This is a genomic window from Haemophilus sp. SZY H35, assembly GCF_018829705.1.
In the GTDB taxonomy this organism is placed as follows: Bacteria; Pseudomonadota; Gammaproteobacteria; order Enterobacterales; family Pasteurellaceae; genus Haemophilus; species Haemophilus haemolyticus_K.
Map to the genome: position 1 here is coordinate 151,542 of NZ_JAHKJZ010000003.1, position 22,928 is coordinate 174,469.

A 22,928-nucleotide genomic window follows, 5' to 3' on the forward strand; every position below is an offset into this window, starting at 1 on the left:
AAGCCATGAAACAAAAAATCGTACTTGCTACAGGTAACCAAGGTAAAGTGAAGGAAATGTCTGATGTATTAGCTAATCTTGGATTTGAAGTGATCGCACAAAGCGATTTAGGCATTAATAGCCCCGAAGAAACAGGCTTAACCTTTGTAGAAAATGCACTATTAAAAGCACGCTATGCGTCAGAAAAATCGGGGTTACCCGCTATAGCAGATGATTCTGGTTTAGTTGTTTATGCGCTCAATGGGGCTCCAGGGTTATATTCTGCGCGATACGCTGGAGAGGATAGTAACGATGAAAAGAATCGCAAAAAATTATTAACCGAACTCTCTCATGTCACAAAAGAAAATCGACAAGCAAAATTTGTGAGCTGTATCGTTTATCTAAAACACCCAAATGATCCGTCACCAATCATCGCTGAAGGTGAATGCCATGGTCTCATTGAGTTTGAAGAAAAAGGTAAAAATGGTTTTGGTTACGATAGTTTATTTTTCAGCCCAGAAAAAAATTGCACGTTCGGTGAACTGGATACAATCGAGAAAAAAAGAATCTCACATAGAGCACGCGCACTTAATATCTTAAAAAATAAATTAGAAAATTAATATTTATAGGCACTCAAAAACGGTCAGAAATATAAAATAATTTCTGACCGCACTTTAACGTTATAATTAAGCTAAACGTATTTTCGCTTCTGCAATAGCTTCGGCAACACGCAATGGAGATACCCCACCTTTTGCACAACGTTTGTCTAAGCAAGATTGGAGCGAAAGAATCTCGTAAACATCATCTCCCACTACTTCACTAAATTGGCGGAATTCAGGAATACTGAGATCTTCTAATCCCTTCCCTTTATCAATCGCATAAACAACCGTTTCACCCACAATATGATGAGAATCTCGGAAAGGTACACCCTTAGAAACTAAATAATCCGCTAATTCAGTTGCGTTTGAATAGCCTTTTAACGCAGCTTCTCGAGTACGTTCAACATTTACTTTCAATTCATCTAATACGAACGTTGCCATATCCACACAGTTTTGCCAAGTATCTAAGGCATCAAAAATACCTTCTTTGTCTTCTTGCATATCTTTATTATACGCAAGTGGCAAGCCTTTTAAGGTGACTAGCATGCCTGTTAATGAGCCAATCACTCTGCCTACTTTACCCCGAATTAACTCACATGCATCAGGATTTTTCTTTTGTGGCATTAATGATGATCCCGAAGTCACGCGATCAGATAGCTCGACGAAATTTGCCTCTCCGCTATTAAAGATAATCATATCTTCAGCAAAGCGGGAAAGATGCGCCATACTGAGGGATGCGATGTAAAGCAACTCTACAATATGATCGCGATCAGAGACGCTATCTAAGCTATTTCTAGTTGCGAAAACAAAACCAAGATCGTGCGCAAGTGAATCACGATCTACGGCATAAGCCGTACCAGCCAGCGCACCACTACCAAGTGGACAGGTATTCATACGATTATACGCATCTGTTAAACGTGAATAGTCGCGGTCGAACATTTCCACATATGCCATACACCAATGAGCAAAAGTGATTGGTTGAGCTCGTTGTAAATGGGTATAGCCAGGCATTACTGCTTGTTGTGTGTTTTCTGCGGTTTGAACTAAGTGGCGTTGCAAATTACGTACTGATTCTTGTAATTCAACCACACGTTGTTTGCACCATAGTTTTATATCTACTGCCACTTGATCGTTGCGGCTACGGCCAGTATGTAATTTTTTACCAAGGTTGCCTACTTTATCGATTAGCTTACTTTCAACCCAACTATGAATATCTTCAGCATCATCTTGTAAAATTGCTTGCGGATTTGACCGCACTTCAATAAGTAATTCATTGAGTGCTTGCTCAAGTTGATGCTGTTCTTCGATAGTTAATACATTGACTTTCACCAAGGCTTTGGACCAACCAATCGAGCCTTGAATATCCTGTTCTACCAAACGATAATCAAAACGTAACGAGTCATTAAAATCTTTAAAACGTTTATCCGCTGCCTGCGTAAAACGCCCCCCCCAAAGTGCCATAATCTTTCCTTTTTATTTTAATTAATTATTCTATTATTGTGCATATTTATGCATAAATCAACATTCTATATTAATAATAAAACAAAAATGGACAAAATCTTTCATTTTGTCCATTTTATCTGTATTAGTGCTATTTATAGCGTTTTTGCTAAATTTTTGATAAAGGTTTTGAATTCTTTACCTAATTTTTCATGACGAATACCGTATTCTACGAAAGCTTCCATATAGCCAATTTTATCACCACAGTCGAATGTTTCACCTGTCATATGGAATGCTTCGACAGTTTCTTTTTCAATGAGCATATCAATAGCATCGGTCAATTGGATTTCATCACCAACACCTACCGGAGTTTTTTCCAATAAATCCCAGATTTCAGCAGAGAATACATAACGACCCACTACAGCAAGGTTCGATGGTGCCTCTCCAACGGCTGGTTTTTCAACAATGTTATTAATTTTTGCACTTTCACCACCATTAAGAGCTACACCGCCACAGTCTGCAACACCATAGCTACTCACATTTTCTTGTGGTACCGGTGCAACCATTATCTGACTAGCTCCTGTTTCTTTAAAACGTTTAATCATTGCAGAAAGATTTTCTTTTTTCTGATTTGCGCTAAAATCAGCCAATAATACATCGGGTAATACTACAGCAAAAGGCTCATTACCAACTACTGGACGACCACAAAGAACAGCATGACCTAAGCCCTTAGCATTACCTTGGCGAACGTGCATAATCGTTACATCTTTTGGACAGATAGAACGCACTTCTTCTAGAAGTTGACGTTTAACTCGTTTTTCTAGCATCGTTTCTAGTTCAAAAGAGGTATCAAAATGGTTTTCGATAGCATTTTTTGATGAATGCGTGACAAGTACAATTTCTTTTATGCCAGCTGCAACACATTCATTTACAACATACTGAATTAATGGTTTATCAACTAATGTAAGCATTTCTTTTGGAATTGCTTTTGTTGCAGGTAACATGCGGGTCCCTAACCCTGCTACAGGAATAATTGCTTTCATAATATTAAATCCATTATTTACGATTATGATGAACCGTCTAATTGTTCATCTTTCATCTGTTTAATTCGTTGGTAAATTTCTTCTCGGTGAACGGATACTTCTTTAGGCGCTTCTACACCGAGTTTAACTTGGTTTCCACGTACACTCAAAATCGTGATAGAAATATCATTTCCAATAAGTACACTTTCGCCAACTTTACGAGTCAAGATTAACATCTTTTATCTCCTTAGTTTGCATTTATTAGATATCCCTATCAATCAAGGAAGGTTGGCATCCCACCAACCGGCTCGTACTACAGATTTTTGTTTAACCAGTCCTGCGCCACTTTAACTGCTTGTGCTACATTTTCTGGTTGGGAGCCTCCTGCCATTGCCATATCCGGACGACCACCGCCTTTACCCCCGACCTGTTGAGCCATTAAATTAACGAGCTCTCCAGCTTTTACTTTGGTAGTTAAATCGTTTGTTACACCAACGACAAGGTTGACTTTTTCATCTAAGATCGATGCGAATGCGATTACGCCTGAGCCGAGTTGATTTTTTAAATCATCGACCATCACACGTAATGACTTTGTTTCTATGCCATCTAATTGTTGTGCGATAACAGAAACACCGTTGATTTTCACCGCACTTTTCACAAAATCAGAACCCGCCTGCATTGCGGCTTTTTCTTTTAGACCTTGCAATTCTTTTTCCACTTTCTTCGCTTTGTCTTGAAGTTGTTGGATTTTTTCTACTAAGGTATTTACATCTGATTTGAATAAGTCTGCGCTTTGGAGCAGAATGCGTTGTTGATTATGTAACCATTCAATCGCATTTTCACCAGTTACAGCTTCAATACGACGAACGCCTGCAGCCACTGCACTTTCAGTAATAATTTTAAATAGACCGATATCCCCAGTGCGTTTTGCGTGAATACCACCACAAAGCTCAATTGAGAAGTCGCCCATGGTCAATACGCGAACGTTATCACCATATTTCTCGCCAAAGAGTGCCATTGCCCCTTTAGCTTTTGCTGAATCAATGTCCATAATATCCGTTTGAACAGGGAAGTTAGCACGGATTTTTTGGTTTACTAGTGTTTCAATTTGAGTTAATTGTTCTTTTGTAATTGCTTCTGGCTGTGCAAAGTCAAAACGCAAGGCTTTATCTGAAACAAGTGATCCTTTTTGCACAACATGTTGACCTAAAACTTGACGTAAAGCCGCGTGCAATAAGTGTGTTGCTGAGTGATTAAGTGATGTACTGTGGCGACGTTCCGCATCCACAATAGCATTCACTGTTTGCCCAACTTTCAAACTTCCTTGCGTTAATTCTCCAATGTGTCCAAATACTTGCCCATATTTTTGGGTATCTTTAACATTAAAGGTCACGCCTTGCGCGTTTAAATATCCGCTATCGCCAATCTGACCGCCTGATTCTGCGTAAAACGGTGTATTTTCTAGAATAACGACTGCACTTTGACCTGCTTCGATACTTTCCACTGATTTACCATCATAGAAAAGTGCGGTGATTTTTGCTTGAGATTCGACTTCAGTATAGCCTTCAAACTTGGTTTCACCATCTACACGAATAATGCTGTTGTAGTCCACACCAAACTGACTTGCGGCTTGAGCACGAGTACGTTGCACTTCCATTTCACGGTCAAAGGCTTGTTCATCAATAGTGATATTGCGCTCACGACATACATCAGCCGTTAAATCCAATGGGAAACCATAGGTGTCATAAAGTTTGAATGCAACTTCACCTGAAAGAATGCCATCTTTCACTTGAGCAAGGGCTTCATCTAATAAGCTCAAACCACGTTCTAGAGTGCGAGCAAATTGTTCTTCTTCTAAACGTAATAGTTTTTCAACATTTGCTTGTTTTGCTTTTACGTCTTTGCCCGCTTCAGCCATTACTTCAATTAGAGTTGGTACGAGTTTATAGAAAAAGGCTTCTTTGGCACCTAATAAGTGACCGTGACGAACTGCGCGGCGAATAATACGACGCAAGACATAACCACGGCCTTCGTTTGATGGAATAACGCCATCTGCGATTAAATATGCACAAGAACGAATATGGTCAGCAATAACACGTAATGATTTATTACTTAAATCTGTTGTGCCAACAACTTCAGCCGTCTTTGCGATTAATGTTTTGAAAATATCAATCTCGTAGTTTGAGTTCACATGTTGCAATACAGCAGAAATACGCTCTAAGCCCATACCTGTGTCAACTGATGGGCGTGGTAATTTTTCCATTGTGCCATCAGCTAAACGGTTGAATTGCATGAACACAACGTTCCAGATTTCGATATAACGGTCGCCATCTTCTTCTGGTGAGCCTGGAGGTCCGCCCCAAATATGATCACCGTGATCGTAGAAAATTTCAGTACAAGGACCACAAGGACCTGTATCGCCCATTGCCCAGAAGTTGTCTGATGCGTAAGGTGCGCCTTTATTGTCACCAATGCGAATAATGCGTTCAGCAGGTACACCGACCTCTTTATTCCAGATGTTGTAGGCTTCGTCATCCGTTTCATACACGGTTACCCATAGTTTTTCTTTAGGTAAACCAAGCCATTGTGGGGAAGTTAAATATTCCCAAGCAAAATTAATCGCATCGTGTTTAAAGTAATCACCAAAACTGAAGTTACCGAGCATTTCAAAGAAAGTATGATGACGCGCGGTATAACCAACATTTTCTAAGTCGTTATGTTTACCACCAGCACGTACGCAACGTTGCGCTGTGGTGGCTCTAGAATAAGGGCGTTTATCCATTCCAAGGAATACATCCTTAAATTGGTTCATCCCAGCGTTCGTGAAAAGCAAAGTCGGATCATTTTCCGGCACAAGTGAGCTACTCTCAACTACTTGGTGACCTTTGCTATGGAAAAAATCAAGGAATGATTGTCTTATTTCTGCTGTTGTTTTCATTAAAAAGAATCCTTGTTACCCATAATAAAAATAAAAACTAAATCGCTCTATTTTTGCATATTTTTGAAATTTATAAAAAGGCTTTTTGCCAAAACCCAAAAATAAAACCGCACTCCACGACGCTATTTGAGAAGTGCGGTTAAAATTTAAGTTATTTCAGATTATTCAAAAAACAATTTCTTGTTAATTATTCATCTCTAAGCGGAACAACCAACATATCAATTTTAATCGTATTCATCACTTGACGTGTTGAAGACATTAACTTACTCCAAAAGTCTTGGTGATGTCCCGTCACTAATAAATCTACATCATATTGTTCGATGGCATCACTTAGAACTTGTCCTAAATCACCACTGCCACTCAATTTTTCTGAAATTGGATAATCCGCACTTTCAGCTAAATCTAACAAGGCTTTTTGTGTTTCCGTGGAAATTCTGTCTTGCATTGAAGACATATTCACATCAATCAATCCAGTGTAAAGATCCGAGAAGTTCACATCAACGTGGATGATAGAAAGTTTTGCTTCGTGACGTTTTGCAACCCCAACCGCTTTTTTAAGTAAAACAGGACTCTCTTCAGAAAGATCTACTGCCACTAAAACGTGTTTGTACATAATCGACTCCTTAACTGATTGGTTCGGTTTTTTAACTGGTTCTAATGCTAACATTTTGAGCAATAAAAAACTGTGTACTAGATCACAATTTAAACATTTTTATTCAAAATTCATTAAATTTTCAATGTCTGCAATTTCTTTAGGGGCAGCTACGGTTAGGATTTTATTACCATATTCAGTCATGAGTAAATTGTCCTCAATACGCACGCCAATGCCTTTGTATTGCTCTGGCACATCAGCATCTTTTGAAATATAAATACCAGGTTCAACGGTAATCACCATGCCGATTTCGAGTATCCGCTGTTTATCCTGACCATAGCTACCCACATCATGTACATCTAAACCTAGCCAGTGTCCTAATCCATGCATATAAAATTGGCGATAAGCTTGTTGTTCAATGAGTGTATCGACATCACCGTTTAAGATACCTAAATCCACTAATCCTTGGGTTTTAATACGAATGACTTCATCATTGGCTTGCTTAATGGAATTGCCTGGTACAAGTAATTCAATCGCACGTTTTTGTGCTTTTAAAACTAACTCGTAAATTTCACGTTGAGGCTGGCTAAATTTTCCATTTACAGGAAAAGTGCGGGTAATATCGCCTGCATACATGGCAAACTCACAGCCGGCGTCTATAAGCACCAAATCCCCATCATTTAATGGGCGATCATTTTCTGTGTAGTGCAAAATACAGGCGTTGTTTCCCCCAGCAACAATGGAATTGTAAGAAGGAAATCTGGCGCAATGACGATTAAATTCATGCAAAATATCGCTTTCAATTTCATATTCAAAGCGATTTGGACGTGTCGTTTGCATTGCTTTAATATGCCCAAGTGCCGTAATTTGTCCTGCTTGTTGCATTAAGCGGATTTCATTAGGCGATTTTATAAGGCGCATTTCGCTGAGCATTGGTCGCCAATCTAAAATCTCGTTAAAATTCACCGCACTTTCTGTCACTAATTTATCACCCCAAGTATGAATTTCTGGCACATAGTAAAGTGCGGTCAAATTTTTCAGTATTTTGGGGAGTACGGTAACGAATTCTTCAATAGAATAGGCTTCATTTACATTAAGTTGTTGTGGTGCTCGCTCAACACCTAATCGGCGACCATTCCACGTTTCAAGTAACGGATCGCGTGGACGAAGAAAAATAATAGCTTTTTCTGCTTGTTCTGTTTTCAGTAATAACAACGCTGCATTAGGTTCATTAAAGCCCGTTAAATACCAAAAATAGCTATCTTGACGGAAAGGATAGGTACAATCATTATTACGGCGTTTTTCGATTTCAGAAAAAAGCAATAATGCTGAATTAGGTTGCATTTGAGTGAATACTCGTGTGCGACGTTCCTCAAATTCTTCTTTAGGCAATTCAGCCATATAAGCCAATTCCATTCGAGATCTCCTTAATGTAATACAGGTTTGCTCTCAATTTCTCCTTCGTTGAAATGAGAATAGAATAACATAGCAATGGTGCGAACATATTCAATGATTTCTTCTAGTGCTTCCACTAGTTCTTCTTCGTTATCGTCTTCATCATAACCAAGTTGGCAAATATCTTGTAAATCATCTACGGCTTCGCCAATCTCGCCTTTTTCTTTTGCTAATTCAGGTTGAGCTAAGCCAAGACCAAGTAAGAATTGGTTTGCCCAGTCAGATAAGCTATCCGCTTGCGCAAAGACATTTTCATCTTCGGTTAAACCAAGTTCAAAGGTAAATCCTTCAACATCTGATAAGGTTTGACTAATTTGTTCATAAAGTTCTGTAACGGGTTGAACTAATGCTGTTGGGTAAGCGTGATTATCATTGCTGAATTGATATAAGAGCGGTAGCCAACTTTGATCTTTTAATCCGCCACAAAGTAAACCGCTTAAAAAACCGTGTAGTTCTGTTGCATTAAAGCCGATTCCAGCAGATTTAAGTTGTTGGTTAAGGTCAGAATGAGAAATGAGCATAATAGATTTCCTGAGTAAATTTGAAATTAGTGTAAACCTTTGTAAATAAAAAAGCGATCGCTTTTCCTTGTGGAAAAACGACCGCACTTTTATCTGATGATGAGCGAATTACATCATTCCGCCCATGCCACCCATACCGCCCATGCCTGCGCCTAGGTCAGCTTTTTCATCTTTTGGAAGCTCAGTTACCATACATTCAGTGGTAATCATTAAGCCTGCTACAGATGCCGCAAATTGCAATGCAGAACGAGTTACTTTAGTTGGATCTAAGATACCCATTTCGATCATATCGCCGTATTGTTCTGTACCTGCGTTATAACCAAAGTTTCCTTCGCCATTTTTAACCGCACTTGCCACAACAGATGCTTCTTCACCTGCGTTAGTAACGATTTGACGTAAAGGTGCTTCCATCGCACGTAATGCAAGTTTGATACCCACATTTTGTTCTTCGTTGTCACCTTTTAGACTTGCTGCAACTTTCGCTGCTGCGCGAACTAATGCAACACCACCACCTGCAACGATACCTTCTTCAACCGCTGCACGAGTTGCATGTAATGCATCATCCACACGGTCTTTTTTCTCTTTCATTTCAACTTCAGTTGCTGCGCCGACTTTGATTACTGCCACTCCGCCAGCTAATTTAGCCACGCGTTCTTGAAGTTTTTCTTTATCGTAGTCAGAAGTTGATTCTTCAATTTGTTGGCGAATTTGAGCCACACGACCTTTGATTTGAGATTCATCACCAATACCATCAATAATGGTTGTGTTATCTTTATTGATAACAACACGTTTTGCTTGACCTAAATCTTCTAATGTCGCTTTTTCAAGCTCCATACCGATTTCTTCAGAAATCACAGTACCCGCAGTTAAGATCGCAATATCTTGTAACATCGCTTTACGACGATCACCAAAACCAGGCGCTTTCACGGCTGCAACTTTCACGATACCGCGCATAGTGTTCACCACTAAGGTTGCAAGCGCTTCACCTTCCACATCTTCAGCGATGATTAATAACGGTTTACCTGCTTTCGCAACACCTTCTAACACTGGAAGTAATTCACGGATATTAGAGATTTTTTTATCAACAAGAAGAAGATATGGATTATCTAATTCAACCGTTGCAGTTTCTGGTTTGTTGATGAAGTATGGAGAAAGGTAACCACGGTCAAATTGCATCCCTTCAACCACATCTAATTCATCTTCAAGACCTGTACCATCTTCAACGGTAATCACGCCTTCTTTACCCACTTTTTCCATCGCTTGTGAGATTAATTGACCCACAATGCTGTCAGAGTTTGCAGAAATGGTACCTACTTGTTCAATTTCTTTCGCTGTTTCACAAGGTTTAGATAAATTTTTAAGCTCAGAAACAACCGCACTTACTGCTTTATCGATACCACGTTTTAAATCCATTGGATTCATGCCTGCCGCTACTGCTTTCAAGCCTTCATTTACGATAGCTTGCGCAAGTACAGTTGCCGTGGTTGTACCATCACCTGCAGCGTCATTTGCTTTAGATGCTACTTCTTTCACCATTTGTGCACCCATGTTTTCGAATTTATCTTCTAATTCGATTTCACGAGCAACAGATACACCGTCTTTAGTGATAGTTGGTGCGCCAAATGATTTATCTAAAATTACATTACGACCTTTCGGGCCAAGGGTTACTTTTACTGCATCGGCTAATACATTCACGCCTTTAAGCATTTTTACGCGTGCGTCATTACCAAATTTTACGTCTTTTGCTGCCATTTTCTTTTCCCTTATCTAATTATTCTACAATTGCTAAGATGTCATTTTCAGAAATGATTAATACTTCTTCACCATCGATTTTTTCGCTTTTCACGCCGTAACCGTCGTTGAAAATTACGGTATCGCCAACTTTCACATCTAAAGGTTGAACAGTGCCATTTTCTAAAATACGACCTTTACCCACTGCTAATACTTTCGCTCGGGTTGATTTGGTCGCTGCTGAACCTGTTAATACGATACCGCCAGCTGAACGGGTTTCGACTTCTTCACGTTTAATAATTACACGATCGTGTAAAGGACGAATATTCATGATTAATTTCCTTCTTAAAGAATTTGTAAAGCATCTCTTATATAGGGAACGATTTCTAACTTTCAAGTGTGATAAATTAAAAAAAATTTTGCACTTACTTATTGAAATCTAAATACGGGCTATTCATCATTACATTTACTTTTCTTTTGAGCATATAAAGAAACACGCTATTCCAGCAGCCACAAACGTTGCAATAATATAAACTGCTAAATAACCAAAAGTACCTGCAATTCGGATAGAGATAAATCCAGCTAAATAGGCTCCTAAAAGCGCGATAGAAAATTGTAACGCACTGTCCAGCGTAGCGTATGTTTTAGTTGATTTGTCCATAATCATGGCGAGTAAGCAAGGCACAAGTAATGCGTAAGTCATACTTAATAATAAGATTGGTACGGTGATAAGATAAGGAAAATCCGTGCCGACATATTCAAATAAAATAAATAAGCAGAAGGCAAAAATTTGGCTAAATAATACCCATTGGGTGACGGAAACCCGAGAATATTTTTTGAGTAATAGACCGTTGAGTGGAGCAAAAGCGATAGCACAAAGGGGTTCGAATACGGAAAGTAATAACCCAATGTGTTGGCTGCTCCAGCCCAATGCATTTAGACGTGGAATGAAACTACTGACCACCATGCCGCTGGGAATAAACACAAATAACAATAAAATCAACCAATGAAATGAGATGTGCGGTTGTTGCCAAAAGTGGAAAAAGCGTGTGAATAAAAAACGCAATGGCGGATTTTGCGGTTCAGTGGCAACTGTAGGTTCGGAATATAGGCTGATTTGTAGAATCAACAGTAGCGCAAAAACACTGATTAAATCCACCGCACTTTGCCAGCCGTAATGATGATAAATCAGTAACACCAAACCGCCGCCAAGCATTTTACCCAGGCGTCCTGCGATCACTTGAATGACGCCGCCAAAGCCACGTTGCTCAAAAGGCAGGATGGCACACGTCAGCCCCAACGCCGCACAACCAAAAAATAGACTGCTTAGGTTCAATAGCACACACGCCACCATAAGCAGTGCAAAATCTTGTTGCGGTTGGATGAAATGCAACATAAATAAGGCAATAAAAATGATTAGCGAGGAAAGGCATAGCCAGCCTCGAAATTGCCCGATACGTTTGAGACGATAGCGTTCAATTAACGGCGAAACGATGAATTTCGCCATTTCCATTCCACCAAGCAAATAGAACCAACTAAGCTGTTTAAGATCAAACCCCATTTCTTTTAACATGGTGATGAGCGCAATCATATAAAACGCTACTACGCAGAATTTAAAACCGGCAGTTGTGGCAAGGATCGCCCAATCCTGTTTAGTGAGTGATGTTGCCTTGTTGGCATTGCCAAAATGCTGCATAACGTCCTTTTTGTTCTAAGAGTGTTTGATGCGTGCCTTGTTCGGCAATGTTGCCGTTTTCCAACACATAAATGCAATGCGCACCCACAATGGTGGAAAGTCGGTGAGCGATTATCAACACGATTTTGTCTTTAACCAGCTGATCCAACGCTTTTTGCACTGCCAGCTCATTGCAGGTATCCAACGATGCTGTCGGTTCATCTAAAATGAGAATCGGCGCGTCTTTTAAAATCGCTCGAGCGATAGCAAGTCGTTGCTTTTCACCGCCGGAAAAGTTACTCCCAATTTCATTAACTTGCGTTTGATAGCCTTGTGGTAATGCCTGAATAAAATCATGGCATTGGGCAAGTTTACAGGCGTGAATCACCTCTTCATCGGTGGCATTGGGTTTTGCCATTCGGATGTTATTTAATACACTGTCTTGGAATAAATACACGTCTTGAAACACCACAGAAATTAAGCGCATGAGCTGTTCTTGGCTAACATCCCGAATATCGATACCGCCGATCGTAATTCGCCCTGATTGCGGATCAGCATAACGCAACAACAAGCGAAGTAATGTTGTTTTACCACAACCACTGGTGCCCACAAAAGCATTGAGGCTGTTAGGTTGTATATCTAGATTAATGTCTTTTAGGATGGTTTTTTCAGCATTATAACCAAAGTGGACATGCTCATAGCGAATGCGATAATCTGTGGGTAATCTGCTGCCATGATTTTCCGCCAATTCAGGCAATGCCATCAGTTTTTCAAATTTTTCACAGCTAATCACAAAAATTTCTAAGAGCGAAGACATTTGCACAAAGAAGTTCAATACATCTGAAATTCGCGCAATTAAAATCAGCACCGTGGCTAACAATACCCAATGGGCGCTACCAGAAATCACCCAAAATATGCCAACAATTAATACCGCAATAAGACTTAATTGAATGCTTGAGGTAATAATCAAATTCGGGCGTTCGCCTTTTTTTGTGCCAATGCGTTGAATATTGGCCACATCTTCAATCACACGGTTGAAAATATGTTGTTTGTTTTCAGTCTGCCCTGTTGATTTCAGAATTTCCAAACCTTGCACAAACTCGATGGTTTCGCCTTTAAGTCGCTGATTAGCTTCTGCCAAAATACTAAATCCACGACGGAAAGCTTTTCTCCACCATAAATAAAGTGGCACGATAAGCGGAAAAATAATGAAGATCAGCAGCCCAAAGCGGTAATCAAAGAAACAAAGACAAAGGGCGGCAGACACCGGTGTTACAATGCCGTAAATTAGAATACTGATTAAACTGAAAGCGTAATTTGTGGCTTCATTAATACTTTGGATGGCAACGGCACTGAGTTCGCCTGCACGAAATCCACTGAGGACGGCAAGAGATACGCGACGAAGTTTTTCGCCTAGTTGACGTCTTAATTGATATGTCGCCAAGAATGAATCACCTTTGGTGTCATAATATTCCGCCCAAATGCGGAAAAGGAGGCTGGCGATTAAAAGCACTCCACACAAAATACTCCAAAAAATGACCGCACTTTGTCCAGCTTCAGTTTGTTCTAATGCCAAAAGCAGCGGATACAGCAAGCCGATAGCCACGCCGAATAAAGTTGCAGACAGTGCTGCAAAAGCAAGACAGCGTAAGAATGCGCTTTGTTGCTGTTGAGCGGCGGCAAATAAGGCGTGATAAGTTTGCCATAGGCTTTTTACACGTTGAGTTTCGGGATTAAAGTAAGATTGCATAACATTCTCTAATGTATCGTCCAAGATTTTGCCTGTTGATATTCCGCCCAAAGGGTTTGATAGGCGACATTGGTTTGCAACAAGGCTTGGTGATTGCCTTGAGCAATGATTTTACCGTTCTCTAAATAAATAATTTGATCGGCTTGGGTAATGCTAGACAGGCGATGCGCCACCATGATCACCGTTTTATTTTGCATCAGCGCATGAAATGCCTGCATTAAATCCGCCTCGTTTTTTGCATCGGAAAAAGCCGTGGGTTCGTCTAGCAATAAAATCGGGCGATTTTGTAAAAAGGCACGGGCTATACTGATACGTTGTTTTTGTCCGCCTGACAATAATTGTCCGCGTTCACCCACTTTCGTTTGATATTGCTCTGGCAAGGCCATAATAAAGTCATGAATACGGGCTTGTTTGGCGGCATTGATAATGGCTTCTTCCGTCACATTTTCTATGCCGTAAGCGATGTTTTCGGCAATAGAGCAAGAAAATAAGAAATTATCCTGAAATACGACCGAGCAATATTTCATGAGTTGATCCTGTTCCATATGACGAATATTCGCACCACCTAAAGTAATTTTTCCGCTATCGACATCCCAAAAGCGCAACAGCAAATTGAGTAAGGTAGTTTTGCCGGAGCCTGAAGTGCCAATAATGGCAGTAAAACTATTTTGCGGCACGCTGAAGTCGATATTTTTCAGCGTTGCTTTATCGGCATCATAGCTGAAATTGACCTGTTCAAATTGAACAGCATACCCCTTCGGCGTTTGTAATGGCAAAAGTGCGGTGGCATTTTCCAACGTTTTTATTTCGTTAATGCGTTCAATTGCGGCGCGGGAACGTTCCAACAAATGAAACAGCCCCATGTAAGGATGCATGGTTTCAATTAACCCGGCGGCTAACACTAAAAAGGCAAAAAAGCCAAAGGTGGAAAGCAGAGCAAGCGAGTGTAAATACACGCCTAACACGATCAAAAACAGCATGATCGGCATTGGTGTAAAGAGCGAACGGGCAAGACGTGTTGGAGCGCCTACTTTGGCTAAAAAAGCGAAGATGACCTGATTAAAATTTTCCAATGCGGTGCTAAAACGACTGTATGAACTTTGTCCCGCATCAAAGGTACGAATCGTGCTCATGCCTTGAATATATTCAATAATCGCGCTGTTAATTCTGCTCACGGCAGCACCGTAATCACGATAATTCAATCGACTTTTTTGCATTAACCATTGCAGAATCGTAAATAGCACGACTAGGAAAATCACCACAGCCAATGCCATTTGCCAATTTAACCAAAATAATGCTGCCAACACGAAAATTGGTGTGGAATAAGCCTCCGCTTTAAGGGGGGGCGCATCGGCAACAAAGGTGTGCAATTCGTTTACGTCATCGCACAGTACTTTGGTTAAACCGCCTGAACCGATTTCATTGACTTTGCCTAACGATAATTGACTAATTTTTTTCGCAAGCTGTTGGCGTAGCATTTTTTCCAATTCAAAGGCTGCATAATGAGATTTGTCGTGCGCTTTAATTTTGCAGGTGTAATACAAAATGGACGTGACAAGCAGCGCGAAAATCTGCCAATAAGGAAACGTAAGAGATTGGCTGACGGTGAACACAATGTGGATCATCAAAAGCCAAATCACGATTTTTAATCCTTGCGCGAAGGTTGCCAACCACATTGAGGCGCGTAATTGCTCTGCAACAGGTTGGCAAATTTGTTGGTGTTGCTGACTCATTGCTTAAAATCTTAACTCAGTAGAAAGCCCAATTTGACGTTCCGGCTGACGGGTAATGTCGCCAGAGCGCGGTACGAGTAAGATATCTTTTCGTGAATTAAGCACGTTGTCGGCATAAAGCGTGATTCTGGCATGCTTAAAGTCATACGCTAAATAAAAATCAAGTTGGTCATAATGCCCTACTTTACCATTGGCTAAGTTATCGGCAGTGGAATAATAACTACTGTTGTAGCTGTAATTGGTCCCAATTTCTAGATGGTCAAGAAGACGATAATTGGCCCCCACTTTTCCACTAAAACTTGGTGCACGAGCGAGTTTATTCCCTTCAATGCCGCTGTTTGGATAACGTTTGATATCGGTTTTTAACATCCCGATGCCTGCGTTGAGTGCCAGTTTCTCCGTGGCTTGCCATTCGGTATTAATTTCCGCACCATAGGTAATGACTTTATCGGCATTGCGGATCACGATGGAATTCGGACCAAGGGTGAACGGTAACTGCATGTCTTTGTAGTCGTTATAGAATAGGTTGCTGTTAATGCGTAGGCGTTTATCTGCGGATGTCCAACGATGATAAAGTTCGTAGTTCCAGACATATTCCGCGTCATATTCATAGCTGGTGTACGGCACACCGAAAGTCACACCGGCACTGCCCGGATTATAACCTTTGCCTACTTTAAAGCCTAAGCGTTGAGCATCGTTAATTTTCCATGCAATGTCTGCTTTTGGCAGGAAGACATTGTATTTTTTATCTCGGTTGATGGAAAACATCGCACTTTTGCCTTTACGCTGATGATGTTCCTGTTCATAGCGAGCAGAAAGCGTCAATTCAAACGGAATATCAGGTGTAAAGGTAATTTCACCAAAGGCCGCCTTGGTTTTCGTTTTATCATTAAAATTTGTCGTAATCGGCGTGCGAGCAATGCGTCCATTAAGCATCGTAACACTTTCATCTTGTTTCGCATTGAAATAGAACAAACCGAATAAACCACGGTATTTTTCGCTTTCGTATTTTACAATGGGTTCAATTTGTAATTCATTGCCATCAACGTGAGCCGGAACACCTCGACGATTTGGAGGCAATGCGGTGTTGAATGGCGACGTTGTTTTTCTATCGTGAATAAAGTGGGTGTAAACCAATTTATTTTCCCATTTCCAATGATCTGAGAGTTGATAGCCAATGTCCCAAATGGTACTGGCAGAGCGTGTTTGGAATACCGGACGTTCCGGCGTGTAACGTGGAGAATTAGGTTGTAATTCCATTTCACCTTGTGGTGCTCGCGCGTTTAAATGATTGAACGTTAAACGGCTATAGAGATCAGGCAACGCAGACGGCGTCCAGAGTAATTTTGCGCGGGTGTTAGTGGCTTTAAACCAACGCGGGTTTCCGACGGGATCATAATGCGGTAAATCCACAGCAGTTTCCCGCTGTTGATGATCTACGCTTAAACGAAACGCTAATTCGTCTTTCACGACAGGACCAGAAATTAGGGCCGCCGTTTGTGCCAATCGATGATTACCCATGTTTAATTTCGCTGCACCTTCCCATTCTTGTGTTGGGTCATTGCTAGTCATCACCACCGCACCGGCAATGGCGTTACGCCCTTGGGCATAGCTTTGCGCCCCACGATAGATTTCTACCTGTTTCATATCCCAGAGGGATTTTGTGCCGAACGCCAGTTCGTTATAGCTAGACGTTCTGCCGTCAATTTGCATGTTTAAACGTGGACGTGAACCGGCAAAAAATGCCACCGCACCTACTGCTGGACCGGAACCGTCAACGCCGCGCACTGTAGGTAAATCATTGCCCAAGCCGGTATCTAAAATATTTACATCGCGTTTTAATAATTGGGTCGCAGACAGTAAATTAGCTTCTCGTTTGAGTTGTTCGGCGGTTACCACGGAGGTGCTTGAACCAGTAGAAGATTGACTACGCTCGAATTTTTCACCAGTGACTGTGATTTCATCTAGTACTGTAGTCTGCTTACTTTCTTCAGCATGAGTAGAAAAAGAATATGCACTCATCAGGCAAAGGCTAATGAGGCTGAGTCGTGGGGATAACTTGTTCATGGGGTCTCCTAGGCTTTATCTTGGTTTAAGGTTTACACTTTTTAAATTAATTAACAAATAATGTAAATCCAACACAATTATAATACGAAAGTAAATAAGAATTTTTCTCAAATTTAATATTTGACAATTAAAGGCTTTCGGCTATGTTATTGAGCCTTAAGGAGTGAACCATGAAAAAAGATATTTTTTTGAAACAGGTTGCCACTGAACTGTTTTATCAACAAGGCTGGAGATTAACCTCTGTTGCAGAAATTTGTCGGGTGGCAGGGGTGAGTCGAGTGACGTTTTATAAATATTTTCCCACCAAGCAAGATTTAGTGAAAAGTATTTTTGAAGAACAAAAAAACAATATGCGTCAGGAGTTTGACAGGCTGTTAGCCACAAAGGCAGATTTAGCCACGGTGATCCAGCAGATTTTGACGATGCAACAAGAGTCCATGGCCACGCTATACTCCGCTGCTGTATTACATGACTTAAACCATGATCAAGATGAAACCTTACAGGCCTTTTTTAGGCAAATGGCACAGGAAAAATACCACTATATGCACTATTTCTTTAGTACGCTACAACAACGTAAAAGCGTACGTAATGATTTTCCTGTGATTTTAATTGATGTATTAATTCAAAAAATGGATGAAATGATTCATTCTTCCGTCTTACAACAGCATTATTCAGGAAAAGAACAACAACTCTTTAAAGATGTATTACAGCTTTTTTTGCATGGACTCACTTATCAATATGCCCCCTAATAAAAATATTATTTCTACGCATCATATATCTAAACTATTTGCTACTTTACTCTACGTTTCTATTAAAATTCTTTTCTTATTTATCTATTTTTACGTAAAATCCAACAACCTATCAAAAATTTGAAATAAAGGACAGCAATATGCATTTAACCTCTAGAGAACAAGAGAAACTAATGCTCTTTTTAGCCGGTGAGTTGGCGGCAAAACGCAAAGCACGTGGCGTTAAATTAAATTATCCAGAAACTATTGCTTATATTGCGAGCCATTTACAAGAGGCGGCAAGAGACGGAATGAGTGTAGCGGAAGTGATGCAATATGGTTCAACGCTTTTAACCGTTGATGATGTCATGGAGGGTGTAGCCGAAATGGTTCATGAAGTTCAGATTGAAGCCACTTTCCCAGATGGTACAAAGCTTGTTACCGTGCATAATCCGATTAGATAAAAAATAGAAGGATTTAAATACTATGATCCCAGGCGAATACCAATTAGCTGAAGGCGATATTCTCGCTAATGTCGGCAGAAAAACAGTGATAATTGAAGTAACCAATTCAGGCGACCGTCCAATTCAAGTTGGCTCTCATTACCATTTTTTTGAAACTAATAACGCTCTTAAATTTGACCGCACTTTGGCCCGCGGAATGCGTTTAAATGTACCTTCAGGCAATGCGGTGCGTTTTGAACCAGGCGAGGTGAAATCAGTAGAATTAGTGGCTTTTGCTGGTAACCAAATTATTTACGGTTTCCATAATCAAATTGATGGCAAATTATAAGGTAGGGCAGAATGGCATTAACAATTTCAAGAGCGCAATATGTAGCAACTTATGGCCCTACGGTGGGTGATAAAGTCCGTTTAGGTGATACCAATTTATGGGCAACTATTGAACAAGATTTATTAACCAAAGGTGATGAGTGTAAATTTGGTGGCGGTAAAAGCGTACGCGATGGTATGGCACAAAGCGGCACAGCCACTCGCGATAATCCGAATGTATTGGATTTTGTGATTACCAATGTGATGATCATTGATGCCAAATTAGGCATTATCAAAGCCGATATTGGTATTCGTAATGGTCGTATTGTGGGCATCGGACAAGCTGGTAACCCTGACACCATGGATAATGTCACGCCAAATATGATTATCGGTGTAAGCACAGAAGTGCATAACGGCGCACATTTAATTGCGACCGCTGGTGGTATTGATACGCACATTCACTTTATTTGCCCTCAACAAGCACAGCATGCGATTGAAAGTGGCGTTACTACATTAATTGGTGGCGGAACAGGCCCTGCTGATGGTACACACGCAACGACTTGTACACCAGGTGCGTGGTATATGGAACGTATGTTCCAAGCGGCAGAAGCATTGCCTGTAAACGTAGGCTTTTTTGGTAAAGGAAACTGTTCAACTTTAGAGCCGCTACGTGAACAAATTGAAGCGGGCGCATTAGGCTTAAAAATCCACGAAGACTGGGGCGCAACTCCTGCGGTGATTGATTCTGCATTAAAAGTGGCTGATGAAATGGATATTCAAGTGGCAATTCACACCGATACACTAAATGAAAGTGGCTTCTTAGAAGATACCATGAAAGCGATTGATGGACGTGTCATTCACACCTTCCACACGGAAGGTGCAGGTGGTGGTCATGCGCCAGATATCATTAAGGCGGCGATGTATACAAACGTATTGCCAGCTTCAACCAACCCGACTCGTCCGTTTACGAAAAACACCATTGATGAACATTTAGATATGTTGATGGTTTGCCATCACTTAGATAAACGAGTGCCAGAAGACGTAGCTTTTGCCGATAGCCGTATCCGTCCTGAAACTATTGCAGCAGAAGATATTTTGCATGATATGGGCGTTTTCTCAATTATGAGTTCAGACTCTCAAGCGATGGGACGTATTGGCGAAGTCGTCATTCGCACTTGGCAAACCGCAGATAAAATGAAAATGCAACGTGGTGAGTTAGGCAATGAAGGAAACGATAACTTCCGTATTAAACGCTACATTGCGAAATACACTATCAACCCAGCGATTGCACACGGTATTGCGGATCATATTGGTTCGTTAGAAGTGGGCAAAATTGCAGATATCGTGTTATGGAAACCAATGTTCTTTGGGGTAAAACCTGAAGTCGTAATTAAAAAAGGCTTTATTAGTTACGCGAAAATGGGTGACCCAAATGCCTCAATTCCAACGCCGCAACCCGTATTCTACCGCCCAATGTACGGTGCTCAAGGTTTAGCAACGGCTCAAACCGCAGTGTTTTTCGTTTCACAAGCCGCTGAAAAAGCCGATATTCGTGCGAAATTCGGTTTACACAAAGAAACCATTGCGGTGAAAGGATGCCGTAGCGTAGGGAAAAAAGATTTGGTTCACAATAACGTAACACCTGAAATTTCCGTTGATCCTGAACGTTATGAAGTACGTGTAGATGGCGAGCTAATTACCTGCGAACCCGTGGATACCGTGCCATTAGGACAACGATATTTTATGTTCTAAGCAGAAAAGAGCGGTCAAATTTTAAGGAGAATTTACAATGAAACTTTGGTACTCCACCACCAGCCCGTATGTACGTAAAGTGCTGGTAACGTTGAAATATCAACAATTCTTAGACAAAACAGAACTGATTAAAATTGGTTCATCATTTGATGCAAGCTCTCTGCATAATCAGGCAAATCCTCTGGGTAGAGTGCCTGCGTTAGAACGTAATTGCGGTAATTGGCTTTATGGCAGTTTGCTGATTTGTGAATATCTTGATCAAAAAGGCAAGGTAGAGCCTAAACTCATTCCAGAAAGTGGCAAGCCACGTTGGGCGGTACTCGCCTTACATAATTTAGCTGATGGCATTATGGAAAACACCGTGCCGATGATGGCTGAAAAAATGCTTCGCCCTGAAAGTGAATGGTGGACAGCTCGCCATCAACAACTAACCGAACGCAATCGTCAAAGTTTTGCAAGACTTGAGCAAGATTTGAAACCGTTTGGCATGGAATTAAACATTGGTACGTTAACGGCTGTTGCAGTTATTGATTGGTTCTTATTCAGAGCTGAGAAAATTGGATTAGATCTTGCAAAAGAATTTCCAAATTTAACCGCTTGGGCGGCAGAGATGAATGAAAAATATGAGGTTTTAAGCGAGACAACGCCTACTTTGTAACCATTTTTTGCGTCACGAAACTGGTCTAAATAATCTAATTTCTCTGTATTTTCTTCTGCCAAATCTCCCCTTTCCCTCTTTGCTAAAGAGGGGGAAAAACGAGCGAGATTTTATATCATTGTTTTATTTTGATATGGTAAATATAAATTAGTCAGATGATAGCCAATTTATAAGGAAAATCCCCTCTTTAGCAAAGAGGGAAAGGGGAGATTTGGCAGCCTTAATTAGCGAAGAAAATAAGTAATACAAAAATGAAAATCCTCAACCCCATTTTGCCTATTATGGATACTATTTTAGGCGACTTAGTTAGCCTCCAAACTGAAGGCAAAATTACACATCAAACTATTGAACGCGTGCCGTTGCAGTGGTATGAAAGCGAACGGAATATTTTGCGTAAAACTACTGACACAGGGCGTGAAGTGGCGTTTCGTTTGTTCAAAGAGGGGCAACGCTTGAAACACGATGATGTGGTGTTTATCAGCGATGAGTTAGCGATTGTGATCGAAATCTTGCCAAGCGAAGTGATTGTGCTTTCGCCGAAAACTTTGCCTGAAATGGCGAGAGCCTGTTATGAAATCGGCAACAAACATTCGCCGCTTTTTTTAGATGGCGATGAAGTCACGTTGCCTTACGATAAACCGATGTTTGAATGGTTACAAGCGGCAGGATTTGAACCGAAAAAAGCAGAACGCCGTTTAAGCCAAGCCCTGCGAGCCAATTCAGCACAAGGACATCGGCATTCACATAGCCATTCACACGATCATAACGGCTATCATCATCACGGAGATGGAAATTGGCACAAACATTAAACCGCTCTTTAACGGATTTAGGTGCGTTGTTGCACTTGGTCGATCCCACCTTGCCGATTGGAGGATTTAACCATTCAAACGGTTTAGAAACCTTCGTCCAGCAAGGCGTTGTTTCGACTAAAGCAACTCTCGAAGAGTATGTGCAAACCCAGCTGTTGCAGAACTGGATTTACAACGACGGGGCATATCTTTCCCTTGCATTCGATGCAATGAACGAAGGTAATTTTGACCGCTTGTGTGAGCTGGATTGGCAACTTTCCGCCACTAAAGTGGCACGCGAAAGCCGCGAAGGGAGCTTTAAACTCGGTGTACGCTTGCTGAAAATTTTTATTCGCTACGAAACACATACGCTGCTCACCGCTTACCAACAAGCGATTGTCGAAAAACGCGTGCAAGGCTACTTCCCTATCGTGTTTGCAATGGTTGCTCAAGCAATGGGGTTAAGCAAAGCCGATACGCTCTACGCTTTTTATTACAATGCCGCAGTGGGGGCAATTACTAATGGAGTGAAATTGATTCCTCTCAGCCAAATGAATGGGCAAGATATTCTGTTTGACTTGCGTGGCTCGCTCGTACAAGCGGTAGAATTAAGCCTTGAACCCGACGAAGAGTGGCTTGGTGCGGCAACGCTGGCGAATGATATTCGGGCTATGCAACACGAAGTGCTTTATACGCGACTTTACATGTCGTAATAATATTGAAAACAATT

21 protein-coding genes are annotated in these 22,928 nt (G+C 40.9%); 8 read left to right on the top strand and 13 right to left on the bottom strand.

Translation table 11 applies throughout. The annotated features are described in order from the left end of the window. Positions 1-5: 5 nt before the first annotated feature. Entirely contained in the window at positions 6-599 is a 594-nt protein-coding gene (gene rdgB, locus KP710_RS06635; RefSeq protein WP_048953456.1) for an RdgB/HAM1 family non-canonical purine NTP pyrophosphatase, read from the top strand. A 66-nt stretch (positions 600-665) separates the two neighbouring features. Here rdgB and argH read toward each other — a convergent pair whose 3' ends face one another. The 13 genes from argH to KP710_RS06700 all read right to left on the bottom strand — a co-directional run bounded on the left by argH (position 666) and on the right by KP710_RS06700 (position 17,502). Continuing rightward, positions 666-2,039, bottom strand: coding sequence for an argininosuccinate lyase (gene argH, locus KP710_RS06640; RefSeq protein WP_048953453.1), 1,374 nt, complete (start codon positions 2,037-2,039; stop codon positions 666-668). Positions 2,040-2,173: 134 nt separating this feature from the next. Further along, positions 2,174-3,061 carry a UTP--glucose-1-phosphate uridylyltransferase GalU gene (gene galU, locus KP710_RS06645; protein ID WP_215771013.1) on the bottom strand — a complete coding sequence of 296 codons (888 nt, stop codon included), beginning with the start codon at positions 3,059-3,061 and terminating at the stop codon, positions 2,174-2,176. A 23-nt stretch (positions 3,062-3,084) separates the two neighbouring features. Further along, the gene (gene csrA, locus KP710_RS06650) at positions 3,085-3,276 is read right to left on the bottom strand and encodes a carbon storage regulator CsrA (protein WP_048953448.1); all 192 of its coding nucleotides are present in this window, start codon (positions 3,274-3,276) and stop codon (positions 3,085-3,087) included. Positions 3,277-3,353: 77 nt separating this feature from the next. Further along, positions 3,354-5,978 (bottom strand): alanine--tRNA ligase, encoded by a 2,625-nt coding sequence (gene alaS / locus KP710_RS06655; RefSeq protein WP_048953446.1) that lies wholly within the window; start codon positions 5,976-5,978, stop codon positions 3,354-3,356. A 187-nt stretch (positions 5,979-6,165) separates the two neighbouring features. Then, positions 6,166-6,591, bottom strand: a complete 426-nt coding sequence (gene uspA, locus KP710_RS06660; RefSeq protein WP_005629483.1) for a universal stress protein UspA — start codon at positions 6,589-6,591, stop codon at positions 6,166-6,168. 99 nt (positions 6,592-6,690) lie between these two features. Beyond that, positions 6,691-7,986 (bottom strand): Xaa-Pro aminopeptidase, encoded by a 1,296-nt coding sequence (gene pepP, locus KP710_RS06665; RefSeq protein WP_048953444.1) that lies wholly within the window; start codon positions 7,984-7,986, stop codon positions 6,691-6,693. Positions 7,987-7,997: 11 nt separating this feature from the next. After that, positions 7,998-8,546 carry a YecA/YgfB family protein gene (locus KP710_RS06670; protein WP_048953442.1) on the bottom strand — a complete coding sequence of 183 codons (549 nt, stop codon included), beginning with the start codon at positions 8,544-8,546 and terminating at the stop codon, positions 7,998-8,000. Between the two features lie 108 nt (positions 8,547-8,654). Beyond that, positions 8,655-10,298, bottom strand: coding sequence for a chaperonin GroEL (gene groL / locus KP710_RS06675; RefSeq protein ID WP_005635749.1), 1,644 nt, complete (start codon positions 10,296-10,298; stop codon positions 8,655-8,657). Between the two features lie 19 nt (positions 10,299-10,317). Further along, positions 10,318-10,608: a co-chaperone GroES gene (locus KP710_RS06680; protein ID WP_005629492.1), complete on the bottom strand. Its 291-nt coding sequence runs from the start codon at positions 10,606-10,608 to the stop codon at positions 10,318-10,320. A gap of 135 nt (positions 10,609-10,743) precedes the next feature. Next, complete coding sequence (locus tag KP710_RS06685; protein WP_111407736.1) at positions 10,744-11,973, bottom strand: MFS transporter; 1,230 nt, start codon at positions 11,971-11,973, stop codon at positions 10,744-10,746. Next, complete coding sequence (locus KP710_RS06690; protein ID WP_111407737.1) at positions 11,930-13,702, bottom strand: ABC transporter ATP-binding protein; 1,773 nt, start codon at positions 13,700-13,702, stop codon at positions 11,930-11,932. The genes KP710_RS06685 and KP710_RS06690 overlap by 44 nt, the downstream gene beginning before the upstream one ends. Before the next feature lie 8 nt (positions 13,703-13,710). After that, positions 13,711-15,435 (bottom strand): ABC transporter ATP-binding protein, encoded by a 1,725-nt coding sequence (locus KP710_RS06695; protein ID WP_215771014.1) that lies wholly within the window; start codon positions 15,433-15,435, stop codon positions 13,711-13,713. A 3-nt stretch (positions 15,436-15,438) separates the two neighbouring features. Then, positions 15,439-17,502, bottom strand: coding sequence for a TonB-dependent receptor (locus KP710_RS06700; protein WP_215770740.1), 2,064 nt, complete (start codon positions 17,500-17,502; stop codon positions 15,439-15,441). A gap of 170 nt (positions 17,503-17,672) precedes the next feature. On the opposite strand from KP710_RS06700, the gene KP710_RS06705 reads away from it, so the two are divergent. The 7 genes from KP710_RS06705 (at position 17,673) to KP710_RS06735 (ending at position 22,911) form a co-directional block, all read left to right on the top strand. Then, positions 17,673-18,251 (top strand): TetR/AcrR family transcriptional regulator, encoded by a 579-nt coding sequence (locus KP710_RS06705; RefSeq protein WP_106013654.1) that lies wholly within the window; start codon positions 17,673-17,675, stop codon positions 18,249-18,251. 140 nt (positions 18,252-18,391) lie between these two features. Continuing rightward, positions 18,392-18,694: an urease subunit gamma gene (gene ureA / locus KP710_RS06710; protein WP_005688619.1), complete on the top strand. Its 303-nt coding sequence runs from the start codon at positions 18,392-18,394 to the stop codon at positions 18,692-18,694. Between the two features lie 22 nt (positions 18,695-18,716). Continuing rightward, positions 18,717-19,022: an urease subunit beta gene (ureB, locus tag KP710_RS06715; RefSeq protein ID WP_111407740.1), complete on the top strand. Its 306-nt coding sequence runs from the start codon at positions 18,717-18,719 to the stop codon at positions 19,020-19,022. An 11-nt stretch (positions 19,023-19,033) separates the two neighbouring features. Then, complete coding sequence (gene ureC / locus KP710_RS06720; RefSeq protein WP_111407741.1) at positions 19,034-20,752, top strand: urease subunit alpha; 1,719 nt, start codon at positions 19,034-19,036, stop codon at positions 20,750-20,752. Between the two features lie 37 nt (positions 20,753-20,789). Beyond that, complete coding sequence (locus KP710_RS06725; RefSeq protein WP_111407742.1) at positions 20,790-21,410, top strand: glutathione S-transferase; 621 nt, start codon at positions 20,790-20,792, stop codon at positions 21,408-21,410. A gap of 251 nt (positions 21,411-21,661) precedes the next feature. After that, on the top strand, positions 21,662-22,219 hold the full coding sequence (ureE, locus tag KP710_RS06730; RefSeq protein WP_111407743.1) for an urease accessory protein UreE: 558 nt from the start codon (positions 21,662-21,664) through the stop codon (positions 22,217-22,219). Continuing rightward, a complete protein-coding gene (locus KP710_RS06735) occupies positions 22,204-22,911 on the top strand; it encodes an urease accessory protein UreF (protein ID WP_111407744.1) in 708 nt (235 codons plus the stop codon). Before ureE ends, KP710_RS06735 begins: the two co-directional genes overlap by 16 nt. Positions 22,912-22,928: the final 17 nt, after the last annotated feature.

Excerpts from the sequence above, each read along its gene's own strand:
- KP710_RS06725 (WP_111407742.1), top strand. The coding sequence starts at position 20,790 with ATGAAACTTTGGTACTCCACCACCAGCCCGTATGTACGTAAAGTGCTG.
- uspA (WP_005629483.1), bottom strand. The coding sequence starts at position 6,591 with ATGTACAAACACGTTTTAGTGGCAGTAGATCTTTCTGAAGAGAGTCCT.
- argH (WP_048953453.1), bottom strand. The coding sequence starts at position 2,039 with ATGGCACTTTGGGGGGGGCGTTTTACGCAGGCAGCGGATAAACGTTTT.
- ureA (WP_005688619.1), top strand. The coding sequence starts at position 18,392 with ATGCATTTAACCTCTAGAGAACAAGAGAAACTAATGCTCTTTTTAGCC.
- ureC (WP_111407741.1), top strand. The coding sequence starts at position 19,034 with ATGGCATTAACAATTTCAAGAGCGCAATATGTAGCAACTTATGGCCCT.
- KP710_RS06680 (WP_005629492.1), bottom strand. The coding sequence starts at position 10,608 with ATGAATATTCGTCCTTTACACGATCGTGTAATTATTAAACGTGAAGAA.
- KP710_RS06705 (WP_106013654.1), top strand. The coding sequence starts at position 17,673 with ATGAAAAAAGATATTTTTTTGAAACAGGTTGCCACTGAACTGTTTTAT.
- KP710_RS06695 (WP_215771014.1), bottom strand. The coding sequence starts at position 15,435 with ATGAGTCAGCAACACCAACAAATTTGCCAACCTGTTGCAGAGCAATTA.
- rdgB (WP_048953456.1), top strand. The coding sequence starts at position 6 with ATGAAACAAAAAATCGTACTTGCTACAGGTAACCAAGGTAAAGTGAAG.
- KP710_RS06685 (WP_111407736.1), bottom strand. The coding sequence starts at position 11,973 with ATGCAGCATTTTGGCAATGCCAACAAGGCAACATCACTCACTAAACAG.
- KP710_RS06690 (WP_111407737.1), bottom strand. The coding sequence starts at position 13,702 with ATGCAATCTTACTTTAATCCCGAAACTCAACGTGTAAAAAGCCTATGG.
- galU (WP_215771013.1), bottom strand. The coding sequence starts at position 3,061 with ATGAAAGCAATTATTCCTGTAGCAGGGTTAGGGACCCGCATGTTACCT.
- ureB (WP_111407740.1), top strand. The coding sequence starts at position 18,717 with ATGATCCCAGGCGAATACCAATTAGCTGAAGGCGATATTCTCGCTAAT.
- alaS (WP_048953446.1), bottom strand. The coding sequence starts at position 5,978 with ATGAAAACAACAGCAGAAATAAGACAATCATTCCTTGATTTTTTCCAT.
- pepP (WP_048953444.1), bottom strand. The coding sequence starts at position 7,986 with ATGGAATTGGCTTATATGGCTGAATTGCCTAAAGAAGAATTTGAGGAA.
- ureE (WP_111407743.1), top strand. The coding sequence starts at position 21,662 with ATGAAAATCCTCAACCCCATTTTGCCTATTATGGATACTATTTTAGGC.
- KP710_RS06670 (WP_048953442.1), bottom strand. The coding sequence starts at position 8,546 with ATGCTCATTTCTCATTCTGACCTTAACCAACAACTTAAATCTGCTGGA.
- csrA (WP_048953448.1), bottom strand. The coding sequence starts at position 3,276 with ATGTTAATCTTGACTCGTAAAGTTGGCGAAAGTGTACTTATTGGAAAT.
- groL (WP_005635749.1), bottom strand. The coding sequence starts at position 10,298 with ATGGCAGCAAAAGACGTAAAATTTGGTAATGACGCACGCGTAAAAATG.
- KP710_RS06700 (WP_215770740.1), bottom strand. The coding sequence starts at position 17,502 with ATGAACAAGTTATCCCCACGACTCAGCCTCATTAGCCTTTGCCTGATG.